At 38.7% G+C, this 18829-nt stretch carries 13 protein-coding genes; 8 read left to right on the top strand and 5 right to left on the bottom strand.

All coding sequences use genetic code 11. The features are described from left to right. Positions 1-17 precede the first annotated feature (17 nt). From M030_RS0115080 to M030_RS0115070, 3 genes are all read left to right on the top strand, one after another. Entirely contained in the window at positions 18-2150 is a 2133-nt protein-coding gene (locus tag M030_RS0115080; RefSeq protein ID WP_027374258.1) for a type IA DNA topoisomerase, read from the top strand. 760 nt (positions 2151-2910) lie between these two features. Continuing rightward, complete coding sequence (locus M030_RS0115075) at positions 2911-5271, top strand: TonB-dependent receptor domain-containing protein (protein WP_027374257.1); 2361 nt, start codon at positions 2911-2913, stop codon at positions 5269-5271. A gap of 60 nt (positions 5272-5331) precedes the next feature. Next, entirely contained in the window at positions 5332-6480 is a 1149-nt protein-coding gene (locus M030_RS0115070; protein ID WP_227533347.1) for a hypothetical protein, read from the top strand. A 104-nt stretch (positions 6481-6584) separates the two neighbouring features. Here the strand turns inward: M030_RS0115070 and M030_RS0115065 are convergent, their stop codons facing one another. From M030_RS0115065 to M030_RS0115045, 4 genes are all read right to left on the bottom strand, one after another. After that, entirely contained in the window at positions 6585-8708 is a 2124-nt protein-coding gene (locus M030_RS0115065; RefSeq protein ID WP_027374255.1) for a TonB-dependent receptor domain-containing protein, read from the bottom strand. Positions 8709-8717: 9 nt separating this feature from the next. Beyond that, positions 8718-9926, bottom strand: a complete 1209-nt coding sequence (locus M030_RS0115060; protein WP_027374254.1) for a PepSY-associated TM helix domain-containing protein — start codon at positions 9924-9926, stop codon at positions 8718-8720. Between the two features lie 355 nt (positions 9927-10281). Next, on the bottom strand, positions 10282-10707 hold the full coding sequence (locus tag M030_RS24275) for a hypothetical protein (protein ID WP_034722728.1): 426 nt from the start codon (positions 10705-10707) through the stop codon (positions 10282-10284). Positions 10708-10712: 5 nt separating this feature from the next. After that, positions 10713-11582 (bottom strand): helix-turn-helix domain-containing protein, encoded by an 870-nt coding sequence (locus tag M030_RS0115045; RefSeq protein ID WP_027374253.1) that lies wholly within the window; start codon positions 11580-11582, stop codon positions 10713-10715. Positions 11583-11683: 101 nt separating this feature from the next. Here M030_RS0115045 and M030_RS0115040 point away from each other — a divergent pair, with 101 nt between their 5' ends. The 4 genes from M030_RS0115040 to M030_RS0115025 all read left to right on the top strand — a co-directional run bounded on the left by M030_RS0115040 (position 11684) and on the right by M030_RS0115025 (position 15645). Beyond that, a complete protein-coding gene (locus M030_RS0115040; protein WP_155860262.1) occupies positions 11684-13090 on the top strand; it encodes an aldehyde dehydrogenase family protein in 1407 nt (468 codons plus the stop codon). 15 nt (positions 13091-13105) lie between these two features. Then, positions 13106-14656 carry a GMC family oxidoreductase gene (locus M030_RS0115035; RefSeq protein WP_027374251.1) on the top strand — a complete coding sequence of 517 codons (1551 nt, stop codon included), beginning with the start codon at positions 13106-13108 and terminating at the stop codon, positions 14654-14656. Positions 14657-14774: 118 nt separating this feature from the next. Further along, the gene (locus M030_RS0115030) at positions 14775-15197 is read left to right on the top strand and encodes a PaaI family thioesterase (RefSeq protein ID WP_027374250.1); all 423 of its coding nucleotides are present in this window, start codon (positions 14775-14777) and stop codon (positions 15195-15197) included. A gap of 103 nt (positions 15198-15300) precedes the next feature. Next, on the top strand, positions 15301-15645 hold the full coding sequence (locus M030_RS0115025; RefSeq protein ID WP_027374249.1) for a phage holin family protein: 345 nt from the start codon (positions 15301-15303) through the stop codon (positions 15643-15645). A gap of 50 nt (positions 15646-15695) precedes the next feature. Here the strand turns inward: M030_RS0115025 and M030_RS0115020 are convergent, their stop codons facing one another. Then, a complete protein-coding gene (locus M030_RS0115020; RefSeq protein ID WP_081806344.1) occupies positions 15696-16562 on the bottom strand; it encodes a chitobiase/beta-hexosaminidase C-terminal domain-containing protein in 867 nt (288 codons plus the stop codon). A 198-nt stretch (positions 16563-16760) separates the two neighbouring features. Here M030_RS0115020 and M030_RS0115015 point away from each other — a divergent pair, with 198 nt between their 5' ends. Further along, positions 16761-18755, top strand: a complete 1995-nt coding sequence (locus M030_RS0115015) for a S9 family peptidase (protein ID WP_027374247.1) — start codon at positions 16761-16763, stop codon at positions 18753-18755. Positions 18756-18829: the final 74 nt, after the last annotated feature.

The following is an 18829-nucleotide window of genomic DNA, read 5'->3' as shown; positions in this document are numbered from 1 at the left end:
TCAATAAACCCGAGTTCATGAAATTATGTATTGCCGAAAAACCAAGTGTTGCCAGAGATATTGCTAAAGTCTTGGGCGCTACCACGCCTAAACAAGGCTATATGGAAGGGAACGGCTATTGCGTGACATGGACGTTCGGGCACCTTTGTACGCTGAAAGAACCTCACGATTACGGTCCTCAGTTTAAATCCTGGAATTTATTTTCACTGCCGATCATTCCCAACAGTTTTGGTATCAAGCTGATCCCGAATAAAGGCGTTGAAAATCAGTTTAAAGTAATTGAAAAATTGGTCGAAGAATGTGATGAGGTCATCAACTGCGGGGATGCCGGGCAGGAGGGAGAATTGATCCAGCGTTGGGTCTTGCAGAAAGCAAAATGCAACAAACCTATCCAGCGTTTATGGATTTCTTCATTAACGGAAGAAGCCATTAAAGAGGGTTTTGCCACTTTAAAACCCGCTGATGATTACAAAAATCTTTACCTGGCAGGAAATGCAAGAGCGATTGGAGACTGGCTGTTGGGAATCAATGCAACACGTCTTTTTACCAAGAAATTCGGAGGAAATAAAGCCGTTCTTTCGATTGGAAGAGTGCAGACGCCTACATTGGCTATGCTTGTTCAGCGCCAGAAAGAAATCGACGCTTTTACCACAGAAGAATATTGGGAATTGAAAACAAAATACCGTGACGTTATTTTTAATGCCGCAATTGATCGTTTAAAAACCCTTGAACGTGCCGAAAAAGGACTTGAATATCTTAAAGTAAATCCTTTTGAAATCGTTTCTTTTGAAATTAAAGAAGGTAAAGAAAAAAATCCGCGACTTTTTGACCTTACAGGTCTTCAGGTGGAGGCCAACAAAAAATATGGATATTCTGCCGAGAATACATTAAATTATATTCAAAGTCTTTACGAAAAGAAACATGTGACCTATCCACGTGTTGATACTACCTATCTATCCGAAAGTTTATACCCGAAAATAGGAGGTATTCTTCAGAAAATGTATCCTTATCAGGAATTGATCGCCCCTTTACTGGAGGCTCCGATTCCAAAATCAAAAGCTGTTTTTGATGATTCAAAAGTAACCGATCACCACGCCATCATTCCTACAGAAGTACCGCCTTCTCAAAATCTGAGCAGGGAGGAAAAACTGATTTATGACCTGATTGCCAAACGATTTATTGCCGTATTCTATCCGGAATGTAAAATTTCCAATACTTTGGTAGAAGGAAAAGTAGGAACAATTCCTTTCAAAACCAGCGGAAGACAGGTTCTGGAACCGGGATGGAGGACGGTATACGCCAAAGAGCCCAAAGAAGAATCTACGGATAAGGACAAAGAAAAGGAGAAAGAGGAAGAACAGACCATTCCCGAATTTGTGGTGGGAGAAACCGGACCTCATGATCCGATGATTCACCAGGGGAAAACCACTCCTCCGAAACCTTACACGGAAGCGACTTTGCTGAGAGCAATGGAAACTGCCGGAAAGCAGGTAGAAGATGAAGAGCTGCGTGAGATGTTGAAAAACAACGGTATCGGAAGGCCATCTACCCGTGCCAACATTATAGAAACTCTTTTCAAAAGGAAGTACATCGAAAAAAAACGGAAAAATCTTATTGCTACCCAAACCGGAATTCAGCTGATCGATACTATCGAGGACGAACTGTTAAAAAGCCCGGAACTGACCGGTGAATGGGAATCAAAACTTCGTAAAATTGAGAAAGGCGAGTATGAAGCCAACCTTTTCAAAGAAGAATTGATTCAGATGGTGACTGAACTGACTGATAAAGTAGTCTACGGAAAAGGAAAAGTAATTACCCTTCAGGAAGAAGTAAAAGAAGAGGTGAAAGAAAAGAAAAAAAGAGAGCCTGCTCAGAAAAAAGAACTTCAGTCCTGGGCAGAAACAAAATGTCCGAAGTGTAAAGAACACAATCTAATTAAAGGAAAAACGGCCGTAGGCTGCTCCGATTTCAAAAATTGCGGTTTTAAAATTAGCTTTGAAATCTTCGGTAAAAAATTAACGGATAAGCAATTGATGGACCTTGTATTGAAAGGCAAAAGCTCAAAACTGAAAGGATTCAGCACACACCCGGAAAGTATAGCAGAAGGTGTTCTGACGCTTGGTGATGACTTCCAGGTACAGCTTAGCTGATGACCTCAAGGCAATTGTTTTATCCCAAAAAGCCACATAAAAGCTCTTAAACATTCCTTTTTTGAAAGTCAAAAACTAAAATATAGAGAAGATCACTTAAGCTTAAAAATGAAGACTTTTTCTTGGAGCTGCCCTTCTAACCTTATTTCCCACTAATGCACGAATGCTTTTCATTATGTATGAAACCCTGTGCAAATCCTTGAAATATGTGGGAAATTAACTCACAAAAGTCATAAAAGTTTTTTAAACACTTAAATTATTTTAAGTGACAAGCTTTACGCATAAAAAGTGCACTAAAGTTTTTGAAAATCTCCGATTTTCTGTAAAGCGAACTTACTAATTTTTCAGTATCATTATAAACTTTCTGAAGTGAAGTAAAGTGCTATAAAAAGTCTGTTCAATCCTCATACACTATAGAGAATAAAATCTGTCTCCTACAAAAATGTAGTCAGCTCAACAATAAGTATTACCTGAGTTGATAAATGGTGAAACTTGTTTGTTTTTATTAATAATTCTTTAAAAAACTGAAAAATCCAATTGATGAGGCTTGATCGATCGGATGATATTTTTCATGTTCAATAGATAAGCTATTGTAATTTTTTAAATGCTTGTAGATGAACCTGAGCACTTTAAAGCGTTTGACTTAAGACATATGATGAAAAATATTAATTATAATTAGAATAATTAAAAATAATTAAGCCGTTTTCTTTGATCATTCATAAGAACCCTTTAATTTTGCTATCTATAATAATTATAAATAATGAAATTATATCAACGTATTTTTATTTTTCTCATTTTTACGCTATCCATTTCTCTCATTACTGCACAGGATAATAATTTTCTGATTCAGGGGATTGTGCAGAACCACGCAAAACAGGGAGTAAACGGAGTTGCTGTTTTTGTCGAAAATACAAAAATAAAAACGCAAACTGATCAAAACGGAAATTTTAAAATCAGTTACAAAAAAGGAGAAGCAACCGTGGTGTTCAGTCTGGATGGCTATAAAAAAGTCAGAAAGAAAATGAACTTTGGTAGCGAAAGCCCAGACGTGATTATCCAGTTAACAGAAGATCAATCAGTCGTAAAAGAAGTTATCGTACATGGAAAAAGTAAGGTGAAGACACTGCAGGATGGAGCTTTTACTGTTAATGCCATAGACGTAGCTAAGTTGGCCAATACTACTGCTGATCTTAATCAGGTTCTGAACAGAACCACAGGGATTAAAGTTCGCCAGCAAGGTGGTATAGGCTCTGATTACAACTTCTCTATCAACGGAATGTCCGGCAAAGCGGTAAAATTCTTTATCGATGGTGTGCCTCTGGAAATGCTTGGAAAAGGGGTAGACCTGAGTACATTGCCTGTAAATATGGCTGAGCGTGTGGAGATTTATAAAGGGGTCGTTCCTATCCATCTAAGTACGGATGCCATGGGAGGTGCGGTAAATATTATTACTCCCGGAAGCAGCAAAAATTATCTGGATGCAGGGATCAGTTTAGGGTCTTTTAATACGCAGCGTATCAACCTGAACGGACAGTTTAAAGATGATAAAACAGGACTTATCCTGCGCGTCAACAGTTTTTACAACCACTCGGATAATAATTATCTGATGAAGGATATGAAAATTTGGAATTCTGCTAAAAACGAGTATGAACTAAGAAATCTTAAACGTTTTAATGACCGGTATCAATCTGTTTTTGGCATGGCCGAACTTGGTATTGAAAACAAAAGCTGGGCAGATTCTTTTTTTATAGGGGCTTCACAATCAGTGTTTAACAAACAGATACAGACCGGTTCCAACCAGGATGTAGTATATGGTGGGGTAAAACAAAGCGGAGAAGCTCAGAATTACTTGATGAAGTACAAAAAAGCCAATCTCTTTAATGACCACCTGGACGTGAATCTTTATGTCGGTTTTTCCAGAAGTGTCCAGAAAGCAACCGATACTCTTATGCGTAAATACAGCTGGGATGGTACTTTTGAACCTTCTGCCACCAGTGAAAAAGGAGCTCGAAGTATCATCATGCAGCATGAAGACCGCCTCTATTCACAGCTAGGGGCTACGTACAAAATCATTGACCATCATAAGCTTATATTTAATTATGTTCTCGATTATCTTAAAAATACTACATTCAATAAACTGGAAGAGGAAAAAGATGATGTAGTTCCGGCAAAGATGACTAAACAGATCTTATCTATGGCTTATCAACAGGACTTTTTTAATAAACACTGGACCAATATTTTCTTTGCTAAATATTACAAGGTAGGACTTCAGAAGATGGTTTTCGATCAGGTAACCAGAACTGATAATCCTGTAAAAGATAATTTCAGTAGCTGGGGATATGGCTTTGCCACTACCGTGAAAATTTCCAGAAACCTTGGTCTGAAAGGATCATTTGAACGTTCTTACCGCTTGGTAGAACCGCAGGAAATCTTCGGGGATGGCGTTGCAGTAACCAGTAACATGAATCTGAAACCTGAAACAAGCAATAATGTAAATGTTGGTTTTTACTACAACCATCATTGGGGACAACATGCTTTTCGCATTGAAGGTGCCGGATACATCCGTGATACAAAGGACTTTATTTTTACCGTTCCTAATTTGTATAACAGTACTTTCAAATATGAAAACCTATCCAATATCTTTACCCGTGGGCTGGAGGGAGAGGTGAGTTACCAGTACAAAAGGCTCCTGAATGTGTTAATGAATGTGAGCTACAATAAAGCTTATGACAATACAAAATTTGCCAACAATAGCGAAGATGTAATCTCGGCAACTTACAAAAAAGATGTTCCTAACCAACCCTGGCTATTTGGAAATGTGAATGTAAGCATTGGTAAAGACGACTGGTTTCAGAAAGATAGTCGCGTAGAGCTATATTATGGACTTCAAATGACTGAGTGGTTTTATAAAAACTGGAAAACCTATGGAAACCCAAGAAATATTCCGATCATTCCGAGACAGACCCTCCACAATATAGGAATAAGTTATTCAATGAAGAATGGAAGGTATAATCTCGCATTCGACGTAACTAATCTTACCGACGCTCTGGCATATGATAATTTTAAACTTCAGAAGCAAGGACGCGCTTTCTATGTAAAATTCAGATATCTATTTAAGTAAATGACTATGACACAATATTTCAGAAACAGTATATTTCTAGTACTCACATGTCTAATCATTGTGAGCTGTGAAAGGGAGCCGGGGTACGGCGACTCAGGAAGTGGTGAAAAAGATTATAAATATTTTCTTCTTTCCGCTTTAGGAAGCTGGCCTAATACTGTTCATTATATGACGGCCACTAACGACCTTTCAAAAGGCGAAATGGATATTACCAAAGAAGGGGATGAAATTAATTCTAAAGGAACCTACTCCTACATTGTAAAAAATGGGTTTATTTATAATTATAAAACCGATCAGGGAATTTTCAAAAAGTTTAAATATACTCAAGACAGGCTGACTACTGTTAAAGAAGTTCCTTTTACCTATATCAGTGATATTTCCAGTTATGTATGGATAGATGACAATACTTTGGTATTGATTGGAGAAACAGGAGATGGTCAGCATATCCGTTATACGGTTTTCAATGGATCCGATCTTAGCATTATCCGTCAGGGAGAAATAGAAGGATTCGAACCTTTCCCCAATGCTTATAATTTCTATACAGTAGGCGCTGTGACCTATATGGACGGAGATATTTATTTGCAGTACAGCTTCCGCAACGGGAAGTGGCTTACTCCCGAATATTACAATTTCGCAGTAATAGATTATAAAACATTTAAAGTAAAGCACTCCGCAGGTGATAACCGCAGCTCGGGTGTGGCTAATGGTTCTCCTTATTTCAAAACTGCTTTCAGAAAAGATAACGAAGCTTTTTATTATGCGTGTTTTCCGCGTGTGGGAGCCGGCACTAGTAAAATTAGTCTCCTCAGAGTTTTGAAAGGAGCTACCTCACCGGATCCGGGATATCAGATCAATCTTACTGATATGGTAGGAAACAAAACGCTGGAAACGATGATCGATTACATCGGTAATAACAAGATGGTGGTTTTATATCGTGACCCTGCATTAGGAAACAGCTATAATGGTCGTTATGCTATTATAGATATTGAAACCAGACAATTGGTTAGAGTATTGGAAGAGTTGCCTGGTGATGAACCTTACGAACAAGGAGCTTTTGTTCAGAATAAAAAGCTGTACATTGCCTTAAATGCCAGCAAGGGAGGAAACTATGTGTGGATATATGATCTGCAAACGGATAAGATTACCAAAGGAATGAAGCTTCCTGATAATATTTCCGGTTTTGCCCGCTTTGAAAAGTTCTATGATTAATCAGTGTATTCACTTCATAAAAAGCTGTTCTCAAATTTTGAGAACAGCTTTTTTTATCTACTTAGAGCCTTGTCAAGGTTTTAAAACTTGACAAGGCTCCCAGACTAAAGTTTGTAATTAAATGACAACGTTACCACACGGCTGTCCAGATTATACTTTTGTCGGATGGCAGAGCTGAAGTTATTTCCCGTTACCCGGTAATTGTTGGTTTTAAGTAAGTCCGTCACGGCTAGTTTTACAGTAGCTTTATCTTTCAATACTGTTTTTGAAACTCCAATCGTCAGGTCAAAGTAGGCATCGCGGATAAACAAACCAATATTTGATTTTGAAAAATACTGTGCATTCGCTTCCGCTTTTATACCTTTGGCAATGGTGAAACTGTTTTGAGCATTGAGCGTAAATGCCAGTTGTGAATTGTTGACGGAATAGTTCTGGTAATTGCCCTTATACTCGGTATTAAATACATTAAACATAGAAGTAAGCGACCAGAAACTGAAAAGTTTTGTAGTGGCTGTTATATTGGCACCATATACATAAGATTTGTTCAGGTTGTCTTGAGTCTTAACCAGAATTCCGGTGTCCGGCTGGTAGTTGTAGACTTCTGTGATGACATCGTTTGTTACACTAAAGTAAGCCGATGCAATAATGTATTTCCCCCAGGTATATCCTAATTCTGTTGCATGGGTAAACTCCGGATTCAGATTAGGGTTTCCTTGCCAATAGTTGAAAGGATCATCGTAGAAACGGAAAGGATTCAGGTCAAAGTGGCTTGGTCTGTTGATCCTTTTACTATAAGAGGCATAAAATCCATGCTGATCATTCATCTGATATTTGATCGATGCACTTGGGAATAGGTTGGTATAATCCCTTTTTCGCTGCTCATTGGATGTTTTCTGGTTAATGTCTGTATGAGTCATTTCCGATCTTAATCCAAGCTGGAATGTCCACTTTGTCAGATTTAATTTGTAATTGGCATACAATGCATGTATTTGTTCCTTGTATGCATATTCATTGCTTGCTTTATCATCGTTAATCCATTCCTGATCTTGCTGTATAAGATATTCCGAAGGGTTATTATTAGACTTTATGGTAGATTTCAGCCCTGTTTCCAGACTATGCATCTCACTAAACGGTAGTGTAAAGTCTACCTTGGCATTGAAAACTTTCAGACGGGAAGCAATGGTACCTCTTCTGTTGTTAAATTGCTCCGTTCCAAGATTGACTAAGGCATTTGAAAACTGATTCTGGCGGGAGCTGAAACGAGAAGTTTCGTATTCCAGATCTACATCTAGTTTATAATCCTTGTCGTTAAAAAGGTGTGTCCCTTTTAGGCTATAGGTATAATCATACCAGTTTTCTTTGCTGCCATTATCTGAAAGAACATGAGCAAAAAGATGGTCTGCAGGCTGAAATATTCTGTTTTCTCCTTTCGAAAAATCTTCATACCGACCTATTTTGGCATCGAATAAAGCACCGATAGTCGTTTTATCACTGATCGTATAATCTGCTCCGAATTTAAAATTATTGGAGGTTAAGGGCTCATTGGTTATTGAGTTCTGATCCGTTTTTCTCGTTATGAGTTGAGGTTGTTTTTCATCAAAGAATACCTGACTGAATTCCCGCCTTTCTTCCTCGCCACGGAAGGTATAACTATAATCACCGTGCAAGGATAGTCTTTTATGGGTATAGTTCAGGCTCATACCGGTATTAATCCTGTTTTTTCGGCCTCTTCCGCCATTCAGATAGTAGTTACCACTAATGCCTTCGAGTGAACTCTTTTTAAGCACGATGTTAATGATACCGGCATTTCCTGCAGCATCATATTTTGAAGAAGGATTAGCGATAATTTCAATATTCTTTACCAAGGTAGAGTTGGTAGAACGCAATAGGTTGGCCAGTTCCTTGGTGGAGAGAGAACTTAATTTTCCGTTAATCATTATACTTACTCCTTTCTTTCCACGTAAAGAGAGTTCGCCTTCCTGAGAAACAACTACACCTGGCGTCTGACCCAGGATTTCGAGCACAGTTGTACCATCAGACAATACACTATTTTCTACATTAAAAATCATTTTGTCAGCTTTCTGCTGAAAGATTGCTTTGTTTCCTTTTACTACGATACCACTGATTTCTGAAACTTTTTCTGTTTGTAAAGAATCATTCAGGCTCTCTGTTTGTCCGTAGACATTCAGGCTCGCCATTAAAGGGAGCCATATGTAGTGTTTCTTCATGATAATAGTTTAGATTGTTGTTTTCTTTTTATTTTTTCTGCCCCACCAGATCATAAATCCGGTTACTGGTAATGAAGCGCAAAACAGGCTTATGATCAATGCAAGTATTTTTCCGGGCATTCCGAAGAAGGCTCCTACGTGCAAATCATAAGTAGCATCTGTCGCTCTTTGAGCCATCAGTTTGTGTTCATGAGGTCGATTAAACAGAAGTTTCCCTGAATGTTCATCAAAGATCATCAGCGAAGATTCTCCATAAGTGAATTCTTTTTCTTTGATCCGGATGCTCAAATTATCGTGTTTATGGTCTGCTTCAGAATGGTCTTCAAGATCAACACCAAAAGAATTGGCTTTTGGATAATATATTTTGACCTGATCTATAATACGGTCTATCGTAGTTGCTGTTTCAACTGACTCCGGAGCAGTGGTTTTGTATTGACTGTAATCAGGTGTAGCAGAGGAAAATCCATTGAGTACAAAATAAACCCACATCTGAGTAATGCGGAACGAATACATAATCCCCGTAATCGCTACAATAATAGCAATAAAAGATGCATAAAAGCCAAGGATATTGTGCACATCGTAGTTCTTGCGTCGCCAGCCTTTCACTTTTTCCCATTGGAACCATAGACGCTGTTTGCGCATTTTTTTATTCTTCGGCCACCACAAGATAATACCCGTGATTAGCATGATCACAAAGATAATGCTGGACACTCCAACAATAGTACCTCCCACTTTGTCCGTTAGCAACAGTGATCGATGCAGAGCCATACATATAAAAAAAGGATTGTATTTGACATCATATATAGAGAGTACCTTGCCGGTATATTGGTTCACATAAACGTTTTTATAGACAAGAATGCTATTGAAATGATTCCAGCCATCAGGGTTCCCTTTAATCAGTCCGAATTGATAAGAGCGGGATGGGTCTATGGGAATGGTGACTTCATCTGTTTTTACGATTTCATTTTTCAGCTGAGCATTTACAAGGTCTTTTAACTCACGTAAAGGGATAGGTTTTTTATGCTGAATATCTTTCTCCCCATGAAATATATGTTCTTTACGCAATGCAGCAGTGATATCTTCATTAAAAACAAAAAATGCCCCTGATAAAGAAACTATCAAGACAATAATACCGGAAAGTAATCCCAGCCACAAATGAGCTTTCAGAATATATTTTTTGAAGGTACCTTTAGATCTCTTTTTACCAGCTTGTTGCATTTTATTATTATTTAGTCTTATTAAAAATAAAGAAGTAGCAAATATACCTTTATTTATAGTAATTCTAAACAATGATAAAGCTTTATTTCACCTGAGAAACCTGATTTTTATTAGGATTTATGAGAATTGGTGGCATTGAAAAGCAAGAATCAAAGAAATTTCAGACAAACCGATGGTTGAAGGCAAAATATAGAAAAGAGCAGACTGGTATGAAATAAAAAGCGGATAATACGGGATTGAACCCGTGATCTTTTGACTGCCAGTCTAACGCACTGCCTTTTTAAGCATAATATAAGTTCACTCTTTGACCTGACAAATCAAAGATTTAGTAAGGGATTCATCTTTTCTTCAGGGATCAATACCGGAATAGTTTATCATACCATCCTCCGATATCAGCTTTAATATCTTCATGATGCGTACACAGGATCACAGCCAGCTCCAGTTCAGACCTTTCAGATTTATAAGGATTTAAAGTCAGGAAACCATAAAAATTGCCATCCTGATCACGAATAGCCGGAGGATAGGATGCATATGTACTCCAGGGAGAATAAGTGCTGTAGATGCTTCCATAGTTTCCGTTTGTATTCCATATGGATTTGGAACTGAATACATTTCCGTAATCACTGAACTTGTTCCACACAGAATCTTTATCAAAAGTATCACAATTAAGACACCCCAGATATTGGTCCTGGTCAGCACCACCGTACAAATGCAGTGTTTGTGCCTGAACAATACCGGTCATTAAAAAGCATAAAAATAAAAACGTTTTTTTGAAAGCCATATCTCTTAGTTTATTGTAAATCTCTTCGGTGATTTTCCCGTGATTTGGGTGAATTTTCTGTAAAAATATTCCAACGTATTGAAACCGGATTCAAAACAGATATTTTTAATCCCCATTTCAGGATGACTGATCAGCAGTTCTTTGGCATGTTCTATCCTTAGCTGAATGATGTATTCAACCGGCGTACAGGTATAGGAATGCTTAAACTTTTTAAACAAATTCGCTTCACTCATTCCCGCTACTAAAGCCAGTTTTTTTATGGTAATAGGCTCTCTGTAATTTTGTCTGATGAACTGCACTACGTCCTCCAGACCGTTTTGCATATTCTCTGTTTTATCAGAATGAAGCAGCAGATTTTTTGCATTCGTTTTCATCAATTCATAGATCAGTTCCTTAAGACTTAAGCTTAAGAGAAAATCTGAGGATCCATGATAATTTCCGTCAATTCTCCTGTTATAAAGGTTGGTAAGACTTTTCCATAAAGATTCATCAGAGCTTACAAATTTTTTTACAGCATTTTCCTTCATCATAATACCCGTTCTTTCCCAGTCAGGATGCCAGTTTTCAATCACTTCAGAGAATACGCTGTCAATATATTCCTGCTCTATATTCAACACCAGACATTTCGTAGGTTCACGGAACGAAGGATGAATATCTATACTCAGTTCCTTATGGCATGGAGGAATAAATACACTCCTTTCCTTAAACTCAAAAGTGTCGTCTTCACTGCGAATGATTTTACTGCCACTCAGCATTAGCGTGATGACTGGCTGTTCAAAAAAGAAAGGAAAATCATGGCAAACGACATTTGTTTCAAATATATTCAATTCACCAAAAGGAATGCTGAAAACAGTTCTTTCTTCGATCTTTTCCATAGAGGTAGAGTTTAGGTTAAAAAAAATAGAGAATAGGTAAATGATTTACATCATGTTTTTGCCATCTTAGAACTACGTAAAATACAAAATAATTTAAAACAATGGAAAATATGTCATTTGCAAAAGAAACCCATACTACAGATACTGCTTTTCTATCCTTAAATCCTTCTACATTAGAGGTTATCGGTGAGGTTGTTAACACTTCCAGGGAAGAAATAGATGCCAGAATTGAAAAAGCAAAAAAAGCCCAAAAGCAATGGGCAGTCAGGCCGGATGCGGAAAGAAAAGATATTTTGTTGAAGGTAGCTGATGTATTGCAGACTCATTCAAAACACCTCGCAGAATGGATTACCCGCGAGCAGGGAAAACCCCTCAACGGACCTGGCTCCCAATTTGAAATGCAGGCTTGTGTAGGCTGGACACAGGTTCCCGCCTCCCTAGATTTACCTGAGGAAGTGGTATTCGAAGATGATACAAGAAAAGATGTTTTATATAGAAATCCGATTGGAATTGTCGCAGCAATTGCTCCCTGGAACTGGCCTTTAATGATCGCCATATGGCAGATTATACCTTCCCTCAGAATGGGAAATGCCGTGATCATCAAACCTTCTGAGTATACAACGTACTGTAGTATAGAAATGATCAATCTGATCAATACCGTACTTCCCGCAGATCTTTTACAGGTGGTAACCGGTAGGGGAGAGGTAGGCGGATATCTTACAAGCCATCCGGAAATCGGAAAAATTATGTTTACAGGTTCTATTGCCACCGGAAAAAAAGTGGTTGAAGCATCTGCTAACAATATGGCGCGTTTAACGCTGGAGTGCGGCGGAAATGATGCGGGAATTATTCTGCCCGGACTTGATCTTGCAAAACACATAGAAAATATTTTCTGGGGAGCTTTCCTGAATATGGGACAAACCTGTGCCTGCTTAAAAAGATTATATGTTCATGAAGATGATTATGAAAAAACAGTACAGGCTCTGGCAGATTATTCTTCCAGGATTCCCATGGGCAATGGAGCCGATGAGAATGCGGTATTGGGACCGATACAAAATAAAATGCAGTACGATAAAATTCAGGATCTGATCCGTGATATTGAAAATACAGGAGCCGATTTTATATTCAGAGGACAGAAACCGGATCTTGAAGGATATTTTATTCCGGTAACGCTGGTTGGAAATGTTGATAACGGAGACAGAATTGTGGATGAAGAACAATTTGGACCCGTGTTGCCAATTATTAAATATAAAACTGTAGAAGAAGCAATTGGGAAAGCCAACGACTCAGATAACGGGCTGGGGGCTTCAGTGTGGAGCGATGATGTCGGTCAGGCACAGAAAGTGGCAACACAGTTGGAAGCCGGAACCGTTTGGATCAACCAGCATGGCGCTATTCATCCGTTTGTACCATTTGGAGGGGCCAAACAATCCGGCTATGGAGTGGAATTTGGAATTGAAGGGTTAAAAGCTGTGACAGTTCCTAAAGTAATCAGCATTAAAAAGTAAATAAAATAAAAACTCATGAAATACGATTTTATAATTGTCGGATCCGGTTCGGCAGGAGCTGTCATAGCCAACAGGCTCAGTGAAACTGAAAATATAAATGTACTCCTGCTGGAAGCTGGTCCCGATGATAAAGTGACTGAAGTGCAGGAACAGGCCGGATGGCCCGCCATATGGAATACAGAAAGGGACTGGGCGTATCATACCCTTCCTCAGGAACATGCCGGAGGAAATACAAGATACTGGCCTCGTGGTAAAACGCTGGGAGGATCTAGCTCTATCAACGGAATGATCTACATCAGAGGACATCAGCAGGATTATGACCATTGGGCTTATAACGGATGTACGGGATGGGACTGGAAAAGTGTGTTGCCTTATTTTAAGAAGTCCGAAACCCACGAAGACGGTGAAGATCAGATACACGGCGGAGAGGGGCCTTTATTTGTAAGCCGCATTAAAAACCCGAATGCCATTTCGATAAGCGCTATTGAAGCATGTAAAGAGTTGGGATATCCTTTAACAGATGATTTTAATAAGGAGATCTGGGGTGCCGGATTGAATCATCTGAGCGTAGGAAAAGACGGTAAGAGATGTTCTACGTCAAAAGCCTTTTTAGATCCTGTAATTTCCCGAAGCAACCTTACTGTACAAACCGGGGCACTGGTACAGAAATTAATTTTTGAAGGCGACTGTTGCGTAGGCGTTCAATACCTTCAGAATGGTAAGCTGGTAGAAGCAAGAGCAGAAAGAGAAGTAATTGTTTCCTGTGGGACGATTGAATCGGCCAAGTTACTGATGGTTTCAGGAATCGGGGATAAGGCAGAATTGGAATCAGTAGGAGTTTCGGTGGTAAAAGATTTGAAAGGAGTGGGTAAAAACCTTCAGGATCACCTGTTGACCAGTGTTATTTTTAAAGCGAAAAAAGAAATTCCTGCTCCGGAAGCCAATTTACTGGAAGCACAGTTATTCTGGAAAAGCAAGGACGAAATGGTTTTTCCTGATTTGCAGCCTCTATTTATGGGGCTTCCTTATTACAGTCCCGGATTCACAGGGCCGGAAAATGCATTTACATTTTGTGCCGGATTTATCAGACCCGCGAGTAGAGGTTACATTAAATTGACCTCTTCCGATCCTGCAGCGCCTGCAGAAATAAATCCGATGTACCTTTCCGAAGAATCAGATCTCGAGGCATTGTACAGATGTGTGGAAATATGCCGTGAAATGGGGAAAACTGAAGCCATGAAAGAATGGAATGATGGTGAAATTTATCCGGGTGAAGGCAAAACCAAAGAAGAAGTAATCGATTATATCAAAAAATCATGTTCTACCTACCACCATATGACCGGAACCTGTAAAATGGGTATCGACAGTCTTTCTGTTGTCGATCCGAGGTTAAAAGTTTACGGCATAAAGGGACTCAGGGTTGCCGATGCTTCCGTTATGCCGGACGTTGTTTCCGGAAATACCAATGCGCCTACCATAATGATCGGAGAGAAAGCCGCAGATATGATCAAAGAAGATCATCAGCTGAAAACAGAAAATTCATCAGGAAAGTTATCGTTCGTATAAATAGAGTTACACTCAAAAAGAAGCTGTTTCATCTCAGATGGAACGGCTTTTTTGATGAAATTTAAAATTGAATAAGGATTAAAACATTACAGCACTTACCTTTGTTAAAAATAAATTCATGACACCAGAAAAAAGAAAACTCATCACAGACAGCTTCAACCGTTCAGAAACATTGAAATTTTACCGTGCAGAATTACTGGAAGTGGAAACCGATTTTATTTCCATGAAAATTCCTAAAATGGAAGTGATGACCAGAAAAGCAGGTATGTTCAACGGGGCTATGATCGCTTCCCTGGTAGATGTTTCTTCAGGATATGCCGCAGTAAGCCATTATGAGGAGGATTGCTATGTGGTGACAGTAGAGTTGAAAGTTAACTATCTTCGTCCGGCACTGGGAGATGCTTTAGTTTCTAAATCATATGTGATAAAAGGTGGGACAAAAATTAGTGTGGTAAGAACAGAAATTTATGTGGTACAGGAAGGGTCAGGATCAGAAAGTCATGTGGCTACTTCATTGGTAACCATGATGAAAATAAAATAAGGAATTAAAATATCCTTTAAACGATAAATTTTATTGAAAATTTTTCATGAAAATGGAATAGCTTTTGCTCCATACACCCCGTAAACATTAAAAAAATAACGAAATGAACTTAATTATCAGATTGTTTGTGACGGCCATAGTTGCCTATCTTTTAACCAAAATTTTACCGGGAGTACAGTTTGAAGGATTTTCATCAGCCATTATTTTTGCTCTTGTACTCGGAGTACTGAATATCTTTGTAAAACCAATTTTAAGCCTTTTCGGACTTCCGCTGACTATTCTTACCCTGGGATTCTTTTCCTTGGTCATCAACGCGGCCATTATCCTGATTGCCGACTATTTTATAGACAGTATGTTTGTAGATGGCTTCTGGTGGGCATTTGTATTCAGTATCCTGTTATCAATCGTAACCTCTCTGGCCAACTCAATGTTCTCAGATGGAGACTAAACAATGGAAAATTCAGATCAAAATATAAATCCGCTCAATGAGCGGATTTTTTATTTCTTTATAAACTTCAGTACGACTAAACTTCCCCTGTGATCCTTTAGCTTTAAAAAATAATTTCCCGAAATCAGATGCCTAATAGAAATTTCCTTTTTATATCCATTCCTTGAGACGGTTTTTCCATTAATGTCTATAATTTCATACTCCAGGAAATCCCTTTGGGTATTGATCTTTAAAATATCGGAAACAGGATTCGGATATACTTTGATTAAGACATCTTTGGAGTGTAGCAAGGCCTCACTGGTTCCCAGAAACAAGCATGAAGGCGGATTGGTGATCTCTCCATCTGTAAAATCATAATACAAAGTACTTCCCATTGGAATCAGATGAGTACTGACGGTTTGTGGAATATTCTCAAAAGGAGAGCAATTATTGAAGCGTACATTTGCATTTTCAAAATTCCTGCTGATCTTGTACCAGGTTTCACATCCTGTGGGCTGCATCGGTAGTCCTGGCCAGAAAGTGTCAATAGCAAATCCGTTAATGGAATTGGGACGAACCATATCAATCATGACACAACTTCCCGAGGTCCATGTGGAAGGAGCTTTAAAATAAATAGCCGAGGTGGGAATAGCTCCCGTGTGATATTTTTTAGCGATGACAGCTGAAGAATTTCCCTGGCCGTCAACTAGGAATGCTTTGATTTCCTTATTCTGATCAATAGAAACTTGTACGGTGTTGATTGCTGAATTTGAATTGAGTGTTGGTGTACTTCCGTCTGTAGTATAATAAATCGTTCCGTTTCCCGAAACAGTAGCCTGGTAAGGATCATAATAATGAGTTCCCGCGGGGAGCATTGTGATTTGAGAAAAAAGAAAAGATGATACAAAGCAAGACGCTAAAAGTAGATTTTTTTTCATGGTCAATGGAATTTAGTTTTTTATAAAATTACTGAAATATACCCATCAATATGATATTTATTTCAATTTTAGGAAACTTAAATGTTAATTCTTTCGGCTGTTTTTATTTTAAATATTAACTTTGGCAATCTTTGAATGTAATAAAGGGATGAAGGAATCTGCGGATTCTCTCATTCCGCTAAAAATGAATAGTAACATATGAAACTTAAGTACAGTCTGCTGGCGCTGGCAGCTCCGCTTTTAATGAATGCACAACAAGTAATGACGCCTGAAATTCTTTGGACTTTGAAAAAAGTGGGAGTACAGGCAGTTTCACCGGATCAGGCTTCCCTTATTTACAAAGTAGGACAGGTAGATCTGAAAACAGAAAAAACAAAAAGTGAAAACTATTTTCTGAATGTTCTTAATAATCAGTCTGCAAAAATTGATTTAGGTAAAAAATCTCTGATCCAATGGGATAAAAACGGAATTTATGCCCAGGAAGGAGACAAAATTTATCTTTCCAAAGATGCAGGGAAAACATGGACTGAGTTTTACACGATCGGTGAAGTTGACAATATAGTTATTTCTCCGGATGGTAAAAGAATTGCTTTCAGCAGGCAGGTCTTGGTTGAAAAGTTAATGGGCAAAGATAAATATGCCGATACACCTAAAACAACGGCACAGGTATACACAGATCTGAACCACAGACACTGGGATTACTTCAACGAAGGGAAATACAATCACGTGTTTGTAGTCAATACATCCGATAAAGTTGAAGCTGCAAAAGATCTGCTGGAAGGAAAAACATGGGATTCTCCTCAAAGACCTTTCGGTGGAGCAGAAGACTTTATATGGAGCCCGGATTCCTCACAGCTTCTGTATGTGACAAAGCCTAAAAGTGGTAAAGAATATGCAACAAGTACCAATACGGATATTTTTGCCTATGATATGGCTTCAGGGGTTACCAAAAACTTAACTGAGCCGAATAAAGGGTACGATATCAATCCTAAGTTCAGCCCGGATGGTAAATCACTGATCTGGCAGAGTATGGCCAGAGACGGCTATGAAGCGGATAAGAATGATGTGAAAATCATGGATTGGAAAACCGGAAAGACAACCAACCTTACCGCAGGCTGGGATGACAGCGTTTCAGGAGATGTTCTTTGGGGAGCAGATTCAAAAACTATTTATTTTACGGCAGCACACAGAGGTACAAAGCAACTTTTTTCTCTTGATTCAAAATCAGCAAAAGTGCAGCAGATTACAAAAGGAGATTTCGATGTTAACGAAATTTTTACCGACAATAAGACCTCTCTTTTAGTAGGAAGAACAGACGTAAACCATGCTACGGAATTATTCTCTGTAAACCTTAAAAACGGAGAAATGAAGCAGGTGACTGAAGCCAATAAGGATACTTATGCTAAGCTGGCTCAAGGAAAATCTGAACTTAAAATGGTGAAAACTTCCGACGGTAAAAAAATGGGAGTTTGGTTCCATTATCCGCCTAATTTCGATCCAAATAAAAAATATCCTACATTGGTTTACTGCCAGGGAGGTCCACAATCTGCACTCACACAATATTTCAGTGTAAGATGGAACTTCGCTTTAATGACAGCCAATGACTATATCGTAGTTGCTCCAAACAGAAGAGGTATGCCGGGATGGGGCACCAAATGGAACGAAGATATTTCAAAAGACTGGGGCGGACAGCCGATGAGAGATTATCTTGCCGCTACAGATTATGCTAAAACATTACCTTATGTAGACGGTGACAGAGTAGCAGCAGTAGGGGCCAGCTATGGAGGTTATAGTGTATTTATGCTGGCAGGAATTCACGAAAACAGATTCAAAACATTTATTGCCCACGATGGATTATTTGATATGAAATCATGGTACCTGACTACTGAAGAGCTTTGGTTTGCGAACTGGGATATCGGTTCTCCTTGGGACAAGCCACAACCCAAAGCATATACAGAATTCAACCCAAGCAATTTCGTGGAAAAATGGAATAAACCTATCATGATTGTTCAGGGAGGAATCGATTTCCGTGTGCCTTACGAACAAGGACAGGAAGCTTTTCAGGCTGCAAAACTAAGAGGCTTAAAATCAAAACTGGTATACTTCCCAAATGAGAATCACTGGGTACTTCATCCACAAAACGGATTGGTATGGCAGAGAGAATTCTTTGACTGGTTGAAAGAAACATTATAAAAAATATCAATAGAAGCGGGCTTTAGCCCGCTTTTTTATTATAAAAAATTCCAATGGCTTTAGCCAAAATGTAT

The organism is Chryseobacterium sp. UNC8MFCol (genome assembly GCF_000482305.1).
GTDB classification, from domain to species: domain Bacteria; phylum Bacteroidota; class Bacteroidia; order Flavobacteriales; family Weeksellaceae; genus Chryseobacterium; species Chryseobacterium indologenes.
This window is presented reverse-complemented; position numbering and strand designations above follow the sequence as displayed.

Coding starts and splice junctions, on each gene's coding strand:
- M030_RS0115035 (WP_027374251.1), top strand. CDS start 13,106: ATGAAATACGATTTTATAATTGTCGGATCCGGTTCGGCAGGAGCTGTC.
- M030_RS24275 (WP_034722728.1), bottom strand. CDS start 10,707: ATGGCTTTCAAAAAAACGTTTTTATTTTTATGCTTTTTAATGACCGGT.
- M030_RS0115075 (WP_027374257.1), top strand. CDS start 2,911: ATGAAATTATATCAACGTATTTTTATTTTTCTCATTTTTACGCTATCC.
- M030_RS0115080 (WP_027374258.1), top strand. CDS start 18: ATGAAATTATGTATTGCCGAAAAACCAAGTGTTGCCAGAGATATTGCT.
- M030_RS0115015 (WP_027374247.1), top strand. CDS start 16,761: ATGAAACTTAAGTACAGTCTGCTGGCGCTGGCAGCTCCGCTTTTAATG.
- M030_RS0115020 (WP_081806344.1), bottom strand. CDS start 16,562: ATGAAAAAAAATCTACTTTTAGCGTCTTGCTTTGTATCATCTTTTCTT.
- M030_RS0115060 (WP_027374254.1), bottom strand. CDS start 9,926: ATGCAACAAGCTGGTAAAAAGAGATCTAAAGGTACCTTCAAAAAATAT.
- M030_RS0115025 (WP_027374249.1), top strand. CDS start 15,301: ATGAACTTAATTATCAGATTGTTTGTGACGGCCATAGTTGCCTATCTT.
- M030_RS0115065 (WP_027374255.1), bottom strand. CDS start 8,708: ATGAAGAAACACTACATATGGCTCCCTTTAATGGCGAGCCTGAATGTC.
- M030_RS0115045 (WP_027374253.1), bottom strand. CDS start 11,582: ATGGAAAAGATCGAAGAAAGAACTGTTTTCAGCATTCCTTTTGGTGAA.
- M030_RS0115040 (WP_155860262.1), top strand. CDS start 11,684: ATGGAAAATATGTCATTTGCAAAAGAAACCCATACTACAGATACTGCT.
- M030_RS0115030 (WP_027374250.1), top strand. CDS start 14,775: ATGACACCAGAAAAAAGAAAACTCATCACAGACAGCTTCAACCGTTCA.